Origin of the sequence: Prochlorococcus marinus str. MIT 1013 (genome assembly GCF_027359395.1) — a bacterium.
GTDB classification, from domain to species: Bacteria; Cyanobacteriota; Cyanobacteriia; order PCC-6307; family Cyanobiaceae; genus Prochlorococcus_B; species Prochlorococcus_B marinus_E.
Genome location: NZ_CP114778.1, coordinates 1,179,367 through 1,198,622 on the forward strand (window position 1 = coordinate 1,179,367; position 19,256 = coordinate 1,198,622).

At 32.5% G+C, this 19,256-nt stretch carries 15 protein-coding genes and 1 pseudogene; 13 read left to right on the forward strand and 3 right to left on the reverse strand.

Annotated elements, in window-relative coordinates:
* The first annotated feature begins 176 nt into the window (after nt 1–176).
* From O5633_RS07065 to O5633_RS07085, 5 genes are all read left to right on the forward strand, one after another.
* A complete protein-coding gene (locus O5633_RS07065) occupies nt 177–1,982 on the forward strand; it encodes a tetratricopeptide repeat protein (protein WP_269608931.1) in 1,806 nt (601 codons plus the stop codon).
* A gap of 56 nt (nt 1,983–2,038) precedes the next feature.
* A complete protein-coding gene (locus tag O5633_RS07070) occupies nt 2,039–2,620 on the forward strand; it encodes a class I SAM-dependent methyltransferase (protein ID WP_269608932.1) in 582 nt (193 codons plus the stop codon).
* 5 nt (nt 2,621–2,625) lie between these two features.
* A complete protein-coding gene (locus tag O5633_RS07075) occupies nt 2,626–3,027 on the forward strand; it encodes a DUF6165 family protein (RefSeq protein WP_269608933.1) in 402 nt (133 codons plus the stop codon).
* Between the two features lie 562 nt (nt 3,028–3,589).
* Nucleotides 3,590–5,446 carry a tetratricopeptide repeat protein gene (locus O5633_RS07080; protein WP_269608934.1) on the forward strand — a complete coding sequence of 619 codons (1,857 nt, stop codon included), beginning with the start codon at nt 3,590–3,592 and terminating at the stop codon, nt 5,444–5,446.
* Nucleotides 5,447–5,448: 2 nt separating this feature from the next.
* The gene (locus O5633_RS07085) at nt 5,449–6,045 is read left to right on the forward strand and encodes a 2OG-Fe(II) oxygenase (RefSeq protein WP_269608935.1); all 597 of its coding nucleotides are present in this window, start codon (nt 5,449–5,451) and stop codon (nt 6,043–6,045) included.
* Nucleotides 6,046–6,392: 347 nt separating this feature from the next.
* Here the strand turns inward: O5633_RS07085 and O5633_RS07090 are convergent, their stop codons facing one another.
* Nucleotides 6,393–7,274, reverse strand: coding sequence for a tetratricopeptide repeat protein (locus O5633_RS07090; RefSeq protein WP_269608936.1), 882 nt, complete (start codon nt 7,272–7,274; stop codon nt 6,393–6,395).
* 790 nt (nt 7,275–8,064) lie between these two features.
* Here O5633_RS07090 and O5633_RS07095 point away from each other — a divergent pair.
* From O5633_RS07095 to O5633_RS07115, 5 genes are all read left to right on the forward strand, one after another.
* Nucleotides 8,065–9,777: a tetratricopeptide repeat protein gene (locus O5633_RS07095; RefSeq protein WP_269608937.1), complete on the forward strand. Its 1,713-nt coding sequence runs from the start codon at nt 8,065–8,067 to the stop codon at nt 9,775–9,777.
* Nucleotides 9,778–10,013: 236 nt separating this feature from the next.
* Nucleotides 10,014–11,915, forward strand: a complete 1,902-nt coding sequence (locus O5633_RS07100) for a tetratricopeptide repeat protein (RefSeq protein WP_269608938.1) — start codon at nt 10,014–10,016, stop codon at nt 11,913–11,915.
* Between the two features lie 64 nt (nt 11,916–11,979).
* Nucleotides 11,980–12,645 (forward strand): Fe2+-dependent dioxygenase, encoded by a 666-nt coding sequence (locus O5633_RS07105; RefSeq protein WP_269608939.1) that lies wholly within the window; start codon nt 11,980–11,982, stop codon nt 12,643–12,645.
* Nucleotides 12,646–12,771: 126 nt separating this feature from the next.
* Nucleotides 12,772–13,749 carry a tetratricopeptide repeat protein gene (locus O5633_RS07110; protein WP_269608940.1) on the forward strand — a complete coding sequence of 326 codons (978 nt, stop codon included), beginning with the start codon at nt 12,772–12,774 and terminating at the stop codon, nt 13,747–13,749.
* Between the two features lie 6 nt (nt 13,750–13,755).
* Nucleotides 13,756–14,355, forward strand: coding sequence for a 2OG-Fe(II) oxygenase (locus tag O5633_RS07115; protein WP_269608941.1), 600 nt, complete (start codon nt 13,756–13,758; stop codon nt 14,353–14,355).
* Nucleotides 14,356–15,400: 1,045 nt separating this feature from the next.
* Here the strand turns inward: O5633_RS07115 and O5633_RS07120 are convergent.
* Both O5633_RS07120 and O5633_RS07125 read right to left on the reverse strand, forming a co-directional pair.
* Nucleotides 15,401–15,544: a hypothetical protein gene (locus tag O5633_RS07120; RefSeq protein ID WP_269608942.1), complete on the reverse strand. Its 144-nt coding sequence runs from the start codon at nt 15,542–15,544 to the stop codon at nt 15,401–15,403.
* A gap of 110 nt (nt 15,545–15,654) precedes the next feature.
* Nucleotides 15,655–16,095, reverse strand: coding sequence for a hypothetical protein (locus O5633_RS07125; protein ID WP_269608943.1), 441 nt, complete (start codon nt 16,093–16,095; stop codon nt 15,655–15,657).
* A 518-nt stretch (nt 16,096–16,613) separates the two neighbouring features.
* Between O5633_RS07125 and O5633_RS07130 the strand changes: the two genes are divergently transcribed.
* The 3 genes and pseudogenes from O5633_RS07130 to O5633_RS11655 all read left to right on the forward strand — a co-directional run bounded on the left by O5633_RS07130 (nt 16,614) and on the right by O5633_RS11655 (nt 18,640).
* Nucleotides 16,614–16,895, forward strand: coding sequence for a hypothetical protein (locus tag O5633_RS07130; protein ID WP_269608944.1), 282 nt, complete (start codon nt 16,614–16,616; stop codon nt 16,893–16,895).
* A pseudogene (locus tag O5633_RS11710) lies at nt 16,896–16,970 on the forward strand (AlpA family phage regulatory protein); the annotation flags it as partial. It lies immediately after the preceding gene.
* A 182-nt stretch (nt 16,971–17,152) separates the two neighbouring features.
* Entirely contained in the window at nt 17,153–18,640 is a 1,488-nt protein-coding gene (locus O5633_RS11655) for a tetratricopeptide repeat protein (RefSeq protein WP_332299674.1), read from the forward strand.
* The last annotated feature ends 616 nt before the right edge of the window (nt 18,641–19,256 follow it).

A 19,256-nucleotide genomic window follows, 5' to 3' on the forward strand; every position in this document is an offset into this window, starting at 1 on the left:
AGGAAGGAAATGAACTAAATCAACTAAAAAATGGGAATATTGCTACCAATTATTTAAATATTAATTAAGAGCAATAAATAATTAATCTAAATCTATTAATTATTTACACGTATTCTTCTAAAGAGTTTCAAGTAGTTAGTAGTAGAATTAATACCATCAGAAGTTCTCAAAAGATTTTGGAATCTAGCGATAAAAATCAAGGGAGAAAAAGATTCACTGAAATCAAAACATTCCCCATTCCTTTTACTTTAGAAGAAGGTAAAGACCTTATTTCAATTTCTAATAATCAACCTAATAAAACTTCTAAAGAAACACTAATTAATCAAGCACTAAAATTTCATCTGAAAGGTAATCTTTCAGAGGCAATAAGATATTATAAATACTGTATTAGTCATGGTTTTAATGATCACAAGATTTTTTCTAATTATGGAGGAATTCTAAAAGATCTTGGTAAACTAAAAGAAGCAGAGCTATATACCCGCAAAGCAATTCAACTTAAACCTAACTATGCGATAGCATATTCTAATCTCGGAATCATATTGGCAGATCTTTGTAAACTAAAAGAAGCAGAACTATATACCCGCAAAGCAATTCAACTTAAGCCTGACTTCGCAGAAGCGCATTCCAATCTGGGAAATATATTAAAAGATCTTGGTAAACTAAAAGAAGCAGAAATCTCCACTAGAAAAGCAATTAAATTCCAACCTAACTATGCCTATGCTCTCTCAAATCTTGGAATGATATTAAAAGATCTTGGCAAACTAAAAGAAGCAGAAGTTTACGCTCGTAAAGCCATTGAAATTGATCCTCATATCGCAATGGCATATTCCAATTTCGGAATCATATTGAGAAGTCTTGGCAAACTAAAAGAAGGAGAAGTTTATGCTCGTAAAGCCATTGAAATTGATCCTCGTATCGCAATGGTACATTCAAATCTCGGAATCATATTAAAAGATGTTGGTAAAACTAAAGAAGCAGAATTATCAACCCGCAAAGCAATTAAACTTAAACCTGATTACGCAGATGCTTATTTCAATCTTTCATACTTAGAACTTCTAAAAGGAAAATATAAATCTGGCCTAGAAAATTATGAATTTAGATTCAAAAAGAAAGAGACTCCATCTCTGCACGGAAATCCAATTATCAAAAGACTCGATAATCAAGATTTACAAAAAGAAGAAAAGATCTTAGTCATTAGTGAGCAAGGTTTAGGCGATACTCTTCAATATATGCGCTACATACCATATCTAAGAAATCAAGGTTTTGATATTTCTTTTTGTGCTCAGGAGAAACTACATTCATTAATCCAGGCATCAGATATTGATCCAAATCCATTAACCCCAGATCAATCCACTTTGGTTTCAGAAGGTCAATGGATTCCACTCTTATCTTTACCTCGGTCTCTCAAGGTAACTCCCAAAAATCCAATAATTTCTAAACCATATATCTTTTCAACAGATGAATTAAATAAGAAGTGGAAACAATTACTCTCCAAAGAAAAAAAACCGATTATTGGTATTAATTGGCAAGGTAATCCAAAAATGGAAACCACTTATCAAGGACGATCAATTCCTTTAGAAGAATTCTCAAGGCTCTTTAACAGTAATGAGATCACTATGCTATCTCTCCAAAAAGGATTTGGTTCAGAGCAATTAGAAACTTGCTCATTCAAAAATAAGTTTGTTAGTTGCCAAAAAGAAATTGATTCAACTTGGGATTTTCTGGAAAATGCTGCCATTATTGAGAACTGTGATTTAATTATTACTTGTGATACGTCAATTGCTCATTTAGCTGGAGGTATGGGCAAAAAAGTTTGGTTACTATTAAAAGACATTCCCTTTTGGACTTGGGGACTTAAAGAAGAGAGTACATTTTGGTATCCATCTATGAGATTATTCCGACAAAAAGAACGACATAATTGGTATGAAGTGATGGAAAGAGTATCAAATGAAATACAAAAAGAAATAGAAGATAAAATATAACTGCAAAAACTCAAAAGAAGATTAATATTATAAATGTTTCTTGAAGAAACTTCCTGATGAATGCTCTTAAACTAAATCTAGGATGTGGAGAGAAGAAACTTCAAAATTATATAAATGTAGATAAGTTTGGGACCCCAGACATAAAGCTTGATTTAGAATCATTTCCTTGGCCTTGGGAAACAAATTCAGTCTCAGAGATTCAATTAATACATGTACTTGAACATCTAGGTAAAGATGTAGAAATATACTTTGGAATATTCAAAGAGATGTATAGAATATGTCGTAATGGGGCAGAGATTCTAATAAAAGTTCCTCACTTTAGGCATCAATTCTTCTATGATGATCCAACTCATGTGAGAGCTATCACTCCACTAGGTTTACAATTATTTTCAAAAAAATTAAACAAGCAGTGGATAGAGAAAAAAGCATCAAATAGTCCTCTTGGAATATATTTAGATATCGATTTTGAACTAAAGAAAACAGGTATCAAGCCAAGTCAAGACTGGTTCAGGCTACATCCAGAAAAAAATACTGATATTAAATTGCTTATTCAAGAATCTAACATATATAATAATTTAATTGAAGAGTATGAGCTAGTGCTTGAAGTAATTAAAAGTAAAGATTTAGAAACAGTTTAAATGATATGACTTCAAAAGCTAAATACTTATCTAATATTCTCGTTCCAGTCTCTATAGGAGAACTAATAGATAAAATCACAATTCTAGAAATAAAAAAAGCACATATGACTGGCATAAAGCTCAAAAATGTAGAGAAAGAGCTGGAACTACTAAAATGTATTCTTGATGATAAGAAACTAGAAATCAATATTGATTTAGTTCATCGTCTTAAAACAATAAATAATAGTCTTTGGGAAATAGAAGATAAAATCAGGATCAAAGAAAGTAAAAAAGAATTCGACAACGATTTTATTCAACTAGCACGATCAGTATATCAAGAAAATGATATACGGGCTGCTATAAAACAAGAAATAAACTATAAGTATAATTCAAACCTGGTAGAGGAAAAATTATACAATGAATACTGAAAATAAATCAAAACAATTAGAAAGTAATATGGAAGTAAATTTTTATAAGTTAAATGGATCTTCATTCATGTAGGTTCCTAAGAAATACTAAGCTACTTACTTATAAACTTAAGTTTTAATACTAAAATAATTATTGCAAATTTTATGCTAAATCTTATACGGGACGTATCTAAACTCATAGCATTAAAAGATGTGATTAACTTAGAGACATCCTGAAAAATAATTCGAAACTAGCAGTAATTTATCTCGCTCTAGATTATAAAGAAGAATAATTTTAAAGTTAGTAGTAGAATTAAACCATTAGAAGATAGTCAAGAGGAAAATGAAGAAATCTGATAAAAAAGATAAAGACAAAAAAATTATACCTGAAGCAGCTACATTTTAAGTGCCATTTAGATCAGAAGAGATCCATCAGAAAATCAATATAAATACAAACATTTAAAGATTGAGCGCCAGATTATGAGAACTTCTCAAAACCTAAGATTTACAACTAAGGCGAATATAAAAGCTTTATATAGTAGACTTCATGGTTATTATATATAAATGAATCTGAGGACTTAGCTTGACAATAGAAATAGCTAACTCACTCTTTAAACAAAATAAATATCAAGAAACAATTTATACTTGTAATCAAATATTAACTACTAATAATGACTCGGTAGAAGCTTTAAAATTAATCGCAAAATCTTTTTTAGCAATCAGAAAGATAGATGATGCTCGTTTATATTTTAATAAGGTGCTAAAAATTAAATCTGATGATTATGAAGTCATTAAAGATCTCGGAAATACATATCAAGCGGTTGGAGATGTGAATACTGCTAAGGATTATTATCAAAAGGCACTAGAGATTAATAGTTCTTATGCTCCAGCTTTAACGAATATAGGGAACATTGAAATCAATATACATAACAAAAAAGAAGGATTATCTTTATTAATCAAAGCGACTAAATCTGACCCAAAATTCGCTCCTGCATGGGTGAGCCTTGCCAATGGGTATGGTCGATTTGGGAAAATAAAAGAAGCTGAGATTTGTTGCCGCAAAGCAATAAAACTTGACCCCAATCCCTTCAACTCTCATTTCCTTCTCGGAACAATCCTTCTTGGACAAAAAAAACTTCAAGAAGCTGAACTACCTCTTCGCAAAACTATTGAACTCAAGCCTGATTTCTTTCAGGCTCATCTAAACCTTGGAGCAGTTTTAAAAGAACTTGGACAACTACAAGAAGCAGAAGTATCTATACGAAAAGCAATAGAACTTAACCCCAATCTCTTCAACTCTCATTTCCTTCTCGGAACAATCCTTCTTGGACAAAAAAAACTTCAAGAAGCTGAACTACCTCTTCGCAAAACTATTGAACTCAAGCCTGATTTCTTTCAGGCTCATCTAAACCTTGGAGCAGTTTTAAAAGAACTTGGACAACTACAAGAAGCAGAAGTATCTATACGAAAAGCAATAGAACTTAACCCCAATCTCTTCAACTCTCATTTCCTTCTCGGAACAATCCTTCTTGGACAAAAAAAACTTCAAGAAGCTGAACTACCTCTTCGCAAAACTATTGAACTCAAGCCTGATTTCTTTCAGGCTCATTCAGCTTTAGGAGGTTTATTAGGCGAGCTTGGCAATATACAAGAAGCAGAGACATCACTGCGTCAAGCAATTCTAATTAAACCTGATTTCGCAATGGCGCATTCCAATCTAGGACTCACATTGAAAGATCTTGGTCAATTACAAGAAGCAGAAATCTCCACTCGCAAAGCAATTGAACTAAAACCTGATTTCGCAGAGGCGCATTCCAATCTAGGACTCATATTGAAAGATCTTGGTCAATTACAAGAAGCAGAAATCTCCACTCGCAAAGCAATTGAACTAAAACCTGATTTCGCAGAGGCGCATTCCAATCTAGGACTCACATTGAAAGATCTTGGTCAATTACAAGAAGCAGAAGTCTCTACTCGCAAAGCAATTGAAATTAAACCTAATTATTCAGAGGCGCATTTCAATCTGGGAAATATTTTGAGAGATCTTGGTGAGTTACGAGACGCAGAATCATCAATTTGCAGAGCAATTGAGCTGAATCCTAATTACGCAGAGGCGCATTCCAATCTGGGAAATATCTTTAAAGATCTTGGTCAATTCCAAGAAGCAGAAATCTACACTCGCAAAGCAATTGAAATTAAACCTGATTTCGCCGAGGCGCATTACAATCTTGGAATCATATTGAGAGAGCTTAAAAAACGAGATAGTGCGATTTCCAGCCTCGATAAAGCTAGTAAACTTGGAATGGACTACAAACTATGTCTATCGGGAATTGGAGGTATGCTGTTAGAAAAAGGAAAGCATGCTGAAGGAATATCCAAGCTCAAAGCTGGACAAGGAAGAATTGAATTCAATCTCAAACAAGGCTTATCTTTTAATTAATAATGAAAAGATCCGACTTAGGTAAAACAAATCTTACTCCCAACTTTATTGGTTCATGGACAATAGAACCGTCCTTATGTAATGAGATAATCTCATATTTTGAAAACAACAAACAAAAACAAACCCAAGGTTCAACCTCAGAGGGTATAAATCTAGAAGTTAAAAATAGACAAGATATCAGTCTTACTCCAGAAGAATTAAAACTCCCAGAAAATAAAGTATTTAAATTATACTTTGAAAGTCTATTTGAATGCTACAAAGACTACAATATCCAATGGCCATACTTATCTTTAATTGCTTATCGTTTAGATATAGGTAAGTTTAATATTGGTAAATATATGCCTGGTCAACATTTTCAGGAAACACATTGTGAAAGAGCTGGATTAAGTACTCTCCATAGAATCTTTGCCTTTATGACCTATTTAAATGATGTAGAAGAAGGTGGTTCAACATATTTCAATCATTACGATCTAGATATAAAGCCAAAGCAAGGTTTAACTTTGATTTGGCCAGCTGAATGGACTCACTCTCACAAAGGGAATGTATTAAAATCAGGTCTAAAATATATAATTACTGGCTGGCTGACATTTCCAAATTGACTAATATTTTAAAATTCAGAGTGATTGATTAGTGCAATATTGCTTCTATATTAGAAACCTTTTATTCCGTTGATTTCATTAGTTTTTCTCTTAAGATTCCTTACCCTAGATTTTTTGAATATCTGCAACCATTTAATTAAAGAAGATCTCTTCCTTACATGGGCAATCTCTTTCTAGATAATCTTAGAGAGTTTGTTATTAGTTAACAGAGGACTTTGCTTGATGATGAGTGAAATGCTCTGACAGATCAAGGTCTGAAGTTCGAACTAATTGAAGTAGTTCTCTAATCAGTTATTAACTAGAGAACTATTTTAGGATGACATCCCTTCAATTCCAAAAGTCTTTTCTTATGATTTTCTAAAATTTCTCAATTTGTTTCCCAAATTGGAATGAGCCTCTTCAATATCATGTTTTAGTTCAATTGCTTTTCGCGTGGAGATTTCTGCTTCTTGTAATTGACCAAGATCTTTCAAGATGCTTCCTAAATTATAATGCGCCTCAGCGAAATCAGGTTTAATTTCAATTGCTTTGCGAGTGTAGATTTCTGCTTCTTGGAATTGACCAAGATCTTTCAAGATATTTCCCAGATTGGAATGAGCAATTGCGTAATCAGGTTTGATTTTAATTGCTTTTCGGGTTGATACTTTTGCTTCTTCTAACTTGCCAAGATTACTCAATATTTCGCCTAAATTCGAATAAGCAATTGCGAAATTAGGATTCAGTTCAATTGCTTTTCGAGTGGAGGTTTCTGCTTCTTCTAACTTGCCAAGATCTCTTAATATGTTTCCCAAATTAGAATGAGCCTCTGCAATATCATGTTTCAGTTCAATTGCTTTTCGCGTGGAGATTTCTGCTTCTTGTAATTTGCCAAGATCTCTTAATATGTTTCCCAAATTGGAATGTGCTTCTGCATAATTAGGTTTCATTTCAATTGACTTGCGAGTTGATACTTCTGCTTCTTTTAGTTTATTTTGATCTTTTAAAATTATTCCATAATTGGAAAAAACCTTGTGATGATTAAAACCTTGATTAATAAAATATTGATAAGATTTTTCTGCTTCTGAGATATTTCCTTGTGAATGAAACTCAAATGCTTGATTCATTATTTGCTCTTTAGAAGGTTTGGTCTTCTTATTACTTTTCTTTTTAGATTTATGCTGCTCTCCAAAGCCTTTTATCTTCTTATTGCATTTCTTTTTAGATTTATGCTGCTCTCCAAAACCTTTCATCTTTAAAACTTCAGTTACTTTCTTTAATGCGATAATACTATCTCTCCATGAGAATCAATAACATCAGTCTATTTTTTGGTTGGAAATATTAAATGAGAATAATTCACTTTCCAGAAAACAATAATTCACAACGACCAACATGCGTCCTAAATCGTCAGTCATCTTGTGCCTGAAATTTATGGATACTGATCTATTCATCTTCCTAAAAGCATCTTCTTAGTATGTGTTGGTGAAATACTTTTACCAAATCACATGTTGGTTTTGCAAGTAAATATGAAACTGATTAAATACTTTTCACCAAGAATTATTTTTCAAATTAAAAACATAAGTTTAGTCTAGAGATATTAGGTCCACATTAGGAAACCAACCTCCAAACAACTCATCTCCAGAGATCCCTTGCATAGACTGAATTCTCTCCCAACAATACACGAGTGAATTAATATAAATCCTCCTGAATCTCTTTAATCAAACATTTCAATAGATTGGAGTGATTATGAACTCATCTTAATCCATCTGAACCTGATGAAAACGGAGAGAGCGAGAGGGATTTAACAGTTTAAAGGTTGATTAGCGATATTTCCCCTTTAAAAAAGATTCTAGGCAGTAAAAGGCCAATCCCTTATCTGAAAGTAAAAACTTCAAACTTGTTGCCGCAAAAGAAATTGGTGCTATCTGTTTATATCCAAATTAAAGATATTGCTTTAAAAATTTAATTATTGAGTCAAAGGGATTCCTTCAAATAAAAATTATATTGAGTAGTAGAATTGCTAAATTCATAAGTTCCTAGAAGATGTTGGGATCTAGCGATAAAAATCAAGAAAAAAGAAGGATCATAGAAATAAAAACATTCTCAGTTCCATTTTCTTTAAAAGAGACTCAAAAAGATATTGCTCTTTCTACGAATGCTTCTTCAAAATATTCTAAAGAACAAATAATTAATCAGGCAATTCAATATCATCTACAAGGTAATATTCAAGAAGCTTCAAAGTATTATAAATATTGTCTTTCTCAAGGATATAAAGACCCAAAAGTATTCTGTAATTATGGAATCATATTAAACAATCTTGGTAAATTACAAGAAGCAGAACTATATACCCGCAAAGCAATTCAACTTAAGCCTGACTTCGCAGAAGCGCATTCCAATCTGGGAAATATATTAAAAGATCTTGGTAAACTAAAAGAAGCAGAAATCTCCACTCGCAAAGCAATTCAACTGAAACCTAATTATGCAGAGGCGCATTTCAATCTGGGAAACATTTTGAGAGATTTTGGAAAATTACGAGATGCAGCATCATCAATTCACAAAGCAATTCAACTTAAGCCTGACTTCGCAGAAGCACATTCTAATTTGGGAAATATATTAAAAGATCTTGGCAAATTACAAGAGTCAGAATCATCAATTCGCAAAGCAATTGAGCTGAATCCTAATTACGCAGAGGCATATTCCAATCTAGGACGAATATTAAAAGATGTTGGTAAAACTAAAGAAGCAGAATTATCAACCCGCAAAGCAATTAAACTTAAACCTGATTACGCAGATGCTTATTTCAATCTTTCATACTTAGAACTTCTAAAAGGAAAATATAAATCTGGCCTAGAAAATTATGAATTTAGATTCAAAAAGAAAGAGACTCCATCTCTGCACGGAAATCCAATTATCAAAAGACTCGATAATCAAGATTTACAAAAAGAAGAAAAGATCTTAGTCATTAGTGAGCAAGGTTTAGGCGATACTCTTCAATATATGCGCTACATACCATATCTAAGAAATCAAGGTTTTGATATTTCTTTTTGTGCTCAGGAGAAACTACATTCATTAATCCAGGCATCAGATATTGATCCAAATCCATTAACCCCAGATCAATCCACTTTGGTTTCAGAAGGTCAATGGATTCCACTCTTATCTTTACCTCGGTCTCTCAAGGTAACTCCCAAAAATCCAATAATTTCTAAACCATATATCTTTTCAACAGATGAATTAAATAAGAAGTGGAAACAATTACTCTCCAAAGAAAAAAAACCGATTATTGGTATTAATTGGCAAGGTAATCCAAAAATAGAAACCACTTATCAAGGACGATCAATTCCTTTAGAAGAATTCTCAAGGCTCTTTAACAGTAATGAGATCACTATGCTATCTCTCCAAAAAGGATTTGGTTCAGAGCAATTAGAAACTTGCTCATTCAAAAATAAGTTTGTTAGTTGCCAAAAAGAAATTGATTCAACTTGGGATTTTCTAGAAAATGCTGCCATTATTGAGAACTGTGATTTAATTATTACTTGTGATACGTCAATTGCTCATTTAGCTGGAGGTATGGGCAAAAAAGTTTGGTTACTATTAAAAGACATTCCCTTTTGGACTTGGGGACTTAAAGAAGAGAGTACATTTTGGTATCCATCTATGAGATTATTCCGACAAAAAGAACGACATAATTGGTATGAAGTGATGGAAAGAGTATCAAATGAAATACAAAAAGAAAGCAGAACGAATCTACTAAAATAATAGTTTTATATTAGAAATAATTCTATTAGAAGAGTTTTTTCAAGCCTTTAATTATGGATTCAAGGACCTAACTAAGTTGGATGCCTTCAATTAAGTATTTGATAAGGAAAAAAATTCTTTTCACAAAGGAATTAATCATTCATCTCACTTATTGAATTAAATAAAAATAATCTCAGAAAGAGTTTCAAAGGGCATATATTGAATAATATAATTATTGAGACAGAAGTTCGTGGAAGATGGTGGAATCTAGTGATAAAGATCAAGTGAAAAAGAAGATCACTGATGTTAAAACGTTCCCTGTTCCATTTGCTTTTGAAGCAATCAAAGAGAACATCGCTTCTTATAGTAATAACACCAATAAGCCAACTAAAGAACAAATAATTAATGAAGCATTTAAGCTTCATTCAGAAGGAAACACTCAAGAAGCAGCAAAAATTTATCAATATTTGATTGATCAAGGGTTTAGTGATCACAGAGTTTTTACTAATTATGGAAACATATTGAGCGCTTTTGACAAATTAAAAGAAGCAGAATTATTAATACGCAAAGCAATTGAACTTAATCCTGACTACGCAATTGCTCATTACAATCTGGGAAATATATTGCTAGATCTTGGTAAATTAGAAGAAGCAGAATTGTCCACTCGCAAAGTAATTGAAATCAATCCTGATTTCACTGAGGCGCATTCAAATCTAGGAATTATATTAAATAATCTTGGCAAATCACAAGAAGCAGAATTATCACTACGCAAAGCAATTGAACTGAAACCTAATTACGCAGAAGCACATTCTAATCTGGGATCAATATTAAGAAATCTTGGCAGATTAAAAGAAGCAGAATTATCACTGCGAAAAGTAATTGAACTTAATCCTAATTATTCAGAGGCGAATTTCAATCTGGGAACAATATTGAGAGATCTTGGTAACTTACAAGAAGCAGAGACCTATATTCAAAAAGCTATTAAACTTAAACCTGATTACGCAGAGGCACATTCCAATCTGGGAAATATATTGCTAGGTCTTGGTAAATTAAAAGAAGCAGAATTATCACTACGCAAAGCAATTGAAATTAATCCTGACTACGCAATTGCTCATTATAATCTGGGGATAATATTAAAAAATCTTGGAGTATTACAAGGAGCAGAAAAATCCTATCGTAAAGCAATTGAACTTAATCCTAATTTCGAAGACGCTTATTTCAACCTGGGAAGCATATTGAAAGACCTTGGTCAATTAAAAGAAGCAGAGTTATCACTACGCAAAGCGATTGAAATAAATCCTAAATTCGCGATGGGACATTACTTACTTAGTCTTATTTACAGTGAAGAGAAGTTATATAGCAAGGCATATAAGGAAATTAATTTAGCATTTAAATATGACTCAAAAAATCATTTAATTCAAGGAGAACTAACCCGTATAAAATTTATTATTGGTACATATGATGAGAAAGAATCTGAAATAAATGGTCTTTGGAGTGATAAAGATGATTATTTTTATGAAGATAATAATTCGGATATTCTATTAATATCCTTCGGTAGTATGGGAAGAAATAGAAAGTTTATACCATCATTTAATTTCTATAATCTATTGAAAAAAGATAAATCATTTGATAAACTTTTTCTCAGAGATATCGATAGAAATTACTATTTAACTGGTCTTAAGAATAGTACAAGTAATTTAGAAGAGACAATTGAGTTAATCAAAAATCTAAGTTCAGTAAAAAGATATAAAAAGACAGTCTCAGTAGGAGCTTCGGCTGGTGGATTTGCTGCCATACTATTTGGAAATCTACTAAAGTTCTCAAAAGTTATAGCCTTCAATCCTCAAACTGCTATTTCCGGAGAAAAGGAAACAATAATAAAAGATACATTCTATACAGTAGATCTTTGCAAAAGATTAAGAGATCTAAATCCTTCAAATGCTTTATATCAAAAATGCTTAAGCCTAAAGAAACTAATACCATTCAAAACTAATGTAGAAATTCATTTCTCTAATCTTTCAGAAATTGATAAGAACCACGCAAAATTTATTGAGCATAAAAACTGTAAATTAATTAAACATAATTCATCCAGTCATTTATTAGCCCTTCAACTAAGGGAAAGCAAAAATCTCAAAGAGATAATAAAAGAGAGTCTTTAGATATAGAGATATTTTTTAACTTAAAATATATTTATTATATAATATTAGATTATCAGTTCAAACCATGCTTTATTTTACCCATAAGTTATTTGAAGAAACAAAAGCTAAGGATCTAGCAAAGCGTTTAATCATGTCAAATGAGTGGGTAGATGGAAAGGCATCATCAGCTAGAGGGAGTCAAGTAAAAAAAAATCTACAGTTAGATTTTGGTACGGAGCAATATTCAAAATTATCAACCGAGATAATTAACATTTTAGAGAATGATCATAAGATTAAAAACTATTCTTTTCCAGCCAAGATATTTAACATTTTATTTACAAGAACTGGAGAAGGTATGTTTTATGGAGCGCATATAGACGCACCTTATGTTCCTACTGGTCGTAGAGACTTATCTTTTACAATCTTCTTAAATGAGAAACAAACTTATAAAGGAGGTGAATTAATACTTTATATTTCGCCTGAACAAAAGCAAATTAAACTTAATCCAGGAGAAATGATTATATACCCTACTAAGTATCTTCATGAAGTAAAAGAAGTCACGGAAGGAGAACGAATGGTTTGTGTTGGATGGATTGAAAGTCAAATACCAAGAGATGATGATAGAGAATCCCTATTTTTAATGAGAACAGGAATATCTGAAATAACCAAACAATTAGGAAATACTCCTACTCCAGCTATACATGATCTGAATGTTAGTTTCAATAAAATTTATAAACGTTTTTTGAATTAATCTCATCAAATAAACCAATCATTTTTCTAAATCTATGAATTAAATGAAAAAAAATCTCAGGAAAAGTTTCAAATAGCAATGATACGAAATAGTAGACTTACTATAATTAGGAATTCTTAGAAGATAATGGCATCTAGCGATAAAAAGAAGGTAAAAAAGAAAGTTCCTGAAATTAAAACATTTTCAGTTCCATTTGCTTTAGACGAAATTAACGAAAGTAGTCCTATTAAAACTCAGGCACCTTTGAAATCTACGAAAGAAGAAATAATGAATCAAGCCTTTAAGTTTCATTCACAAGGAAACATTTCAGACGCAATAAAATATTATCAACAGTTCATAAATCAAGGCTTAAATGATCACAGAGTTTTTTCTAATTACGGGACAATTTTAAAAGATCTTGGCAAGTTAAAAGAAGCGGAAATCTCAATTCGCAATGCAATTGAACTACGCCCTGACTACGCGATAGCCCACTCGAATCTGGGCCTAATATTGAAAGATCTTGGCAAATTACAAGAAGGAGAATTAAGCATTCGCAAAGCGATTGAACTTAATCCTAATTTTGCTGATGCTCATTCGAATCTAGGGAACACATTAAAACAGCTTGGCAAATTAAAAGAAGCAGAAATCTCCTATCGTAAAGCAATTGAGCTGCAACCTAATTTCGCAGAGGCACATTCCAATCTAGGAAATATTTTAAAAGAGCTTGACAAATTTAAAGAGGCGGAAATCTCATATCGTAAAGCAATTGAACTGAAACCTAATTACGCAGATGCACATCACAACCTGGGAAATATATCGATGAATTTAGGTAACTTAAAAGAGGCAGAATGTTCATATCGCAAAGCAATTGAGCACAGGCCTGATCTAATAGAAGCTCATACCAGTCTAGGATTTAACCTCATAAATCAACAGAGATTAGATGAGGCATCTTCTAGTTTTCAAAGCGCAATTAATATCCAAAAAGATTATAAAAAGGCCATAAGTGGATTTGGAAAAGTCTTAATGAAACAAGGAAAATATTTAGAAGGTATGAAAAAATTAAGAGAAGGAAATGGTTCTATTATATTTGACTATAGTAATTTAAAAATGACTATAGTCTCATAATTAAAGATGAAAAGAGTAATCACTAATAAAGCATCCCTGAATCCAACTTTTATTAATTCATGGATCATAGAACCACTATCATTATGTGAAGATCTGATCAACTATTTTGAACTCAATTCAGCCAAGCATCAGAAAGGAAACTCAGCCTCTGGCGTCAACCCCAATATCAAAGATAGTACAGATGTAGCAATTCATCCCAAAGATATTCTTATCCCAGGTAATGAGATATTCAAACAATACTTTGAGGAATTATTTGAATGCCATAAGGATTACATTTCACAGTGGTCTTTTTTAAAAGAAAATTCTCAAAAGTATGAAATTGGTACTTTCAACCTTCAACGATATCAACCAGGGCAACATTTCAAAAAGATCCATACCGAACGTTTTTCTATAGAAAATCTTCACCGTATTTTTGTATTTATGACTTACTTAAATGATGTGCAAGAGGGCGGTTCAACATATTTCAGTAATTATGATATTGAGATACAACCCAAAAAAGGCTTAACATTGATTTGGCCCGCTGAATGGACCCATGCGCACAAAGGAAACGTTTTAAAAGCAGGCAATAAATACATCATTACTGGTTGGATTAATATCACGAACTAAATATAGGAAAGGATAACAGGTAAAAGAATCTCCCACATCCAAAAAAAGTTTCCCTACGCGTAGCACCCTAAATAGACCAACATACCTGAGATCTCCCTTCCATTCAATAAACTCAGAGCACCGTTTCTGTGGCGTACTTAAGGAAGGTAATCATCTTTTTAGTCTTCTAATCCCTGCTGCTACTGCGCTTTTTCTGTTTTCTGAACTCTACAAACTCGCCTGAACCAATAAACAATGGAGAGGGAGAAACTTTATCTGATGCCAAGAGGACTATGGTGGTGGAGCAGCAGAGTCCCTTTCTTAATGCCTTGAATTCGCAAAAAGCGATTTAGATCATTTGCTCTTTTGTCTATTTTGAAGAGCTAATAAATTTATTTTTGCTAATGAAAAAAGTACATGCAGGAGTAGAAAAGGAATAATAGAACAACTCCTCACACATACTTCTGTTAAACAAAAAGCACCCAACTCTAATGAGAAGGATGCTTTTTTAATCGCAAATGTTTTTGTTATCTAATGATCATGATGATGTCCTTTATGATCATCTTTGTGATCATGCTCTTCTATCTTTTCTTCCGAATCCATTTGGCAACAACCAGTTACAAGAAGAGGTGTAAATAAAGAAAAAGCAGCGCACAAAGAGATTGAGAACTTACCGCATTAAGAAATTCTGAAAATAGTATTCATTTTCAATTTATCTATTCCTCGCTTCCTCGCTTCCTCGCTTTTTATTGTGCCAATCTTCAAACCAACCTGCTAGGGGTTTATTACTAGTCCTATTCAGGTAAATTTATTTTGTGAGGAGTAGAGATCCTCCGCAGTGGAAACAAGGAAACACTTGCGCCTGATCTCACAAAGAAACCGCCTTTTTCATAACGGGCGGTTTTTTTGTGCCTATTAATCTTCATACCCAATATTGTTTTCAGGATTAGTAATAAAGAGAATTAGTTGAAAAACAAAGTTTGCAGGCAATGAAAGTTTTTTAAGAAGTAACAGGGTCATTCCCTGTGTCACGTTGAAAATCTCTTTCTTTTTACTCATATCTTTCTTATTTCATCAATACCTTTCTATTAACCACTCTGCAAAAGGGATTTCTTGCTTTTGCGACCTTATCGGCATCCTCAAATTTGTCTACATCAACTATTTCTTTGATGACCATCCCTCCAACGAAACAAGAAACTTCTACTTTCATTTTTGACCTCCTCCCAGTTGGGAATGAAGAGTTCATCTTTAATGGACATGTCTATGAAAACCCATTCACCTTTCTCAAGCAATAGAGCATCAAATCAATGGGGATGCTGTCTAACCATAGTTAACTCTAATTTGCTCAAAAGGAAGACCAGTTTTACCTTCAAACTCTTTTTCTAACGAGATCCACCATTCCTCTTCGTCTAGCGATAAGTCATAAAACCTTCTTGCAAAATGTGCGTTGATTTCATCAATGCTTTTAACTCCATATTCATCTAACGCTTTTTGCTCTGACTTAAAAATTCCTTCACCATCTTCATCCATAACAACACCTACTTGCCACCAATTTTTACTTTCCCATTCGGGTAGCAAATCAAGTACTGCTTGTGGGACAACAAGTTCTACTGACCAATTTCCACCACCTCTAAATCTCTTGCTTCCGTTTATATCTCCTTCGTCTATGTGATCCAAATAATTATCTACTCGCATCCGCTCAACTTGTTCTGGATTGAATGCCTTAATCCATTTCTCAATTTCTTTTTTATTTTTATACATTTCTCAAGACCCTTTGGATAGAAATAATAGAGCGATTAGGAATAATTTCCGATTCTTCTCTTTGATTATTGGATTAGAAAACAAAAGCAGAACAAATCCTTACCAGTGTTGGTTCTGCCGACAGAGAAAGAAGGGGACTCAAGGTTGCTGAAGCAGCAGGGTCCCTTTCTTAATGCTTCAACGAAAGATTCACATCATTGATCAACTAGACAGAAGTAGTTTTTCAGCCCCAATCACAAACATCAAAGGAACCATAGTGAAAAGATAGTTTTTTGTTTCTATTTTTAGAATTAATGAGAAGAATTAATTTACTCCTAAATCCTTGTATCTATAGGTGTTGGAATAAGAACTAAAAATGCTAGAAATAGTTTATATTTCTACTTAATATTCAAAAAATATTATTAAATTCATAGGATAATATGTCAGCAGATTGATGCCAAGGTAAAGGGAAAGATTTGGAAAAAATAAGAACCAAGCATTCCAAAATTTTATGGATCGTGCTTTAAATAAATATCATAATGTTTGTAGTTGAACTTATAAATAAAATTCATGCTAATTCACTTTCTCTTGCTGGCGAGTCACTTGATATACTTGGAGATTCTCTTGTGTATTCTAGTAGTTTATTTCTTATTCATAGATCCCAAAATGCTCAAGCAAGAGTATCATTGCTTAAGGGTTTTATTATGAAAAATCTGGGAGAGAGATTGCTTCGCTTACCCAATGTATTAGAAAGATTTCTATTTGAGAAAACAACTCTTTCTACCCCTATGCGTGAGGGTTCATTTCCTCAAAATATATAGTTAGGCAGCGATATGGTCGCTTGGGTTCCATCCGAGATTGAGGAGTGGATTAACAAAAAAATAAAGAATAGATAGGTGATATATAGAACCAATAAAAAGAGGTGGTGGTAAGTATTATATTGGCAAATATAGAGTACCAAGCAAGAGACAAGTACTTGATTATCAAATTGGAGTATTTGGTAATAAAAAACCTAAATTAATTCCTTCAGAAGCAATGCTAAAGTAGAATTAATTCATACAGAATTTCTGAGAAGATAATGGGATCTAGTGATAAATATCAAGGACAAAAGAAGATCACTGAAGTAAAAATATTCTCAGTGCCATTTGCTTTAGGAGAAATCAAAGAAAACATTATTATTTCTACTAATAATCCATCTAAACCTTCTAAAGAAAAAATAATCAATCAAGCATTTAAGTTTCATTCACAAGGGAAGATTTCAGAAGCAGCAAAATATTATCAACTTTTTATTAATCAAGGGTTTAAAGATCACAGAGTTTTTTCTAATTATGGAGTGATATTAAAAGATTTTGGTAAATTAAAAGAAGCAGAATTATCACAACGCAAAGCAATTGAACATAATCCTAACTTCACTGAAGCTCATTTAAATCTGGGAATCATATTGAAAGATCTTGGACAATTACAAGACGCAGAATTATCCACTCGCAAAGCAATTCAACTTAACCCTAATTTAGCAGAGGCGCATTCCAATTTGGGAACCATATTGAAAGATCTTGGGCAATTACAAGACGCAAAATTATCTATCCTCAAAGCAATTCAAATTAAGCCTGACTTCGCAGATGCGCATTTCAATCTGGGAACCATTTTGAAAGATCTTGGGCAATTACAAGACGCAGAATTATCCACTCGCAAAGCAATTCAACTTAACCCTAATTTAGCAGAGGCGCATTCCAATTTGGGAACCATTTTGAAAGATCTTGGGCAATTACAAGACGCAGAATTATCTATCCTCAAAGCAATTCAAATTAAGCCTGACTTTGCAGACGCGCATTTCAATCTGGGAAATATATATTTCGATAATAGTAAATACAATCAAGCCTCAAAGTGCTTAAGTAATGCTTTAGCTTTAGATCCAGATAGGCATGATATAAATTATATATTAGGATTTTCTCTAGAAAATGAATCTAAATTTGAATTTGACCATCATTTGAAATTTTCTTTAGAAAATAAATCTAAATTTCAATTTGGTCAAGCCTTCAAAAAAAATGATGTAAGAGCTAAGATGAATTCATTAAATCAGAAACTTATAAAATATACCAAAAGAAATATTAAAATTAATCAGAATATCATTGAATTACTAAATAAAATTTCTCAATCAATTAACTATATATATGGTTTCACTCATGATGGAAAACCGAAAATAAACACTGGTAATTGCGCAGTATTTGCTAATGAATTTTATATGTTATGGAATTCACGATTTATAAATGAAGTTAAATTTGGCTTTCTAACTAAAATTAACCGATCTCATCCCTTTCATGTATTTATTAAACTACCAAATAATCAATTATTTGATGGAGGGCAAGGCGTTCATCAAGTTAATACTTATAATAAAGAAAATACTGAATTAATTATTATGGAAACATATAATTTAGAGACTTTAGATAAATATTCATGGGGAATAGTTTCATTCAAAAATAGAAAATTACCCGAATTTTCAAGACGTGAAGCCTCAGAGATTATATCTAAATATTTAGATGAAATTTATTATTCCCTATCTGAATAATAGGTAAGAGACAAGCCCCCAAAGCATCAAAAAAGTTTCCCTACACGCAGCACCCGAAAAAGATAGATATACCTGAGATTTCCCTTCCATTCAGTAGTTTGCCTCTCTACACACAGAGCATAGTTTCTGTGGCACACTTACGTAATGCTATGAACTCTTTGATCATCAAATCCTATACTTTAACTGCGTTTTAACTCTTTTCTGAACTGATATAAACTCGCCCGACCTTAATGAGAACAAAGAGGGAGTAATTCCGATTAAAGAATAAAAGAACGTATATGTTTTTTTTTTGATTTAGTACAGAAATAAATTTTATTCAACTTTCTTATAATTACTCCATTTAATTAAATACCACTAACGAATTATTTCCCAGAAAACAAAATAAAACAGCTTACAAAACTGGGCAAGATTTGAAGAGAAGCATACAGATCCTTTCAGAGCAGGGAATCCTATTTCTCTTGAGGTAAAAGCACCTGCTTGGTAGGTGTTTTTTTAATGCCTTAAATAATAAACAGATCACACATATCCACCCAAGAAACTTCAATCCCCTCCACACAGCAAAAAACCCCCTCCACGAGCTTGAAGCCGATTGACATACCTGAGATCTCTATCTCCT

Excerpts from the sequence above, each read along its gene's own strand:
- O5633_RS07070 (WP_269608932.1), top strand. The coding sequence starts at position 2,039 with ATGAATGCTCTTAAACTAAATCTAGGATGTGGAGAGAAGAAACTTCAA.
- O5633_RS07075 (WP_269608933.1), top strand. The coding sequence starts at position 2,626 with ATGACTTCAAAAGCTAAATACTTATCTAATATTCTCGTTCCAGTCTCT.
- O5633_RS07085 (WP_269608935.1), top strand. The coding sequence starts at position 5,449 with ATGAAAAGATCCGACTTAGGTAAAACAAATCTTACTCCCAACTTTATT.
- O5633_RS07090 (WP_269608936.1), bottom strand. The coding sequence starts at position 7,274 with ATGAAAGGTTTTGGAGAGCAGCATAAATCTAAAAAGAAATGCAATAAG.
- O5633_RS07095 (WP_269608937.1), top strand. The coding sequence starts at position 8,065 with ATGTTGGGATCTAGCGATAAAAATCAAGAAAAAAGAAGGATCATAGAA.
- O5633_RS07100 (WP_269608938.1), top strand. The coding sequence starts at position 10,014 with ATGGTGGAATCTAGTGATAAAGATCAAGTGAAAAAGAAGATCACTGAT.
- O5633_RS07105 (WP_269608939.1), top strand. The coding sequence starts at position 11,980 with ATGCTTTATTTTACCCATAAGTTATTTGAAGAAACAAAAGCTAAGGAT.
- O5633_RS07110 (WP_269608940.1), top strand. The coding sequence starts at position 12,772 with ATGGCATCTAGCGATAAAAAGAAGGTAAAAAAGAAAGTTCCTGAAATT.
- O5633_RS07115 (WP_269608941.1), top strand. The coding sequence starts at position 13,756 with ATGAAAAGAGTAATCACTAATAAAGCATCCCTGAATCCAACTTTTATT.
- O5633_RS07120 (WP_269608942.1), bottom strand. The coding sequence starts at position 15,544 with ATGAAAGTAGAAGTTTCTTGTTTCGTTGGAGGGATGGTCATCAAAGAA.
- O5633_RS07125 (WP_269608943.1), bottom strand. The coding sequence starts at position 16,095 with ATGTATAAAAATAAAAAAGAAATTGAGAAATGGATTAAGGCATTCAAT.
- O5633_RS07130 (WP_269608944.1), top strand. The coding sequence starts at position 16,614 with ATGTTTGTAGTTGAACTTATAAATAAAATTCATGCTAATTCACTTTCT.
- O5633_RS11655 (WP_332299674.1), top strand. The coding sequence starts at position 17,153 with ATGGGATCTAGTGATAAATATCAAGGACAAAAGAAGATCACTGAAGTA.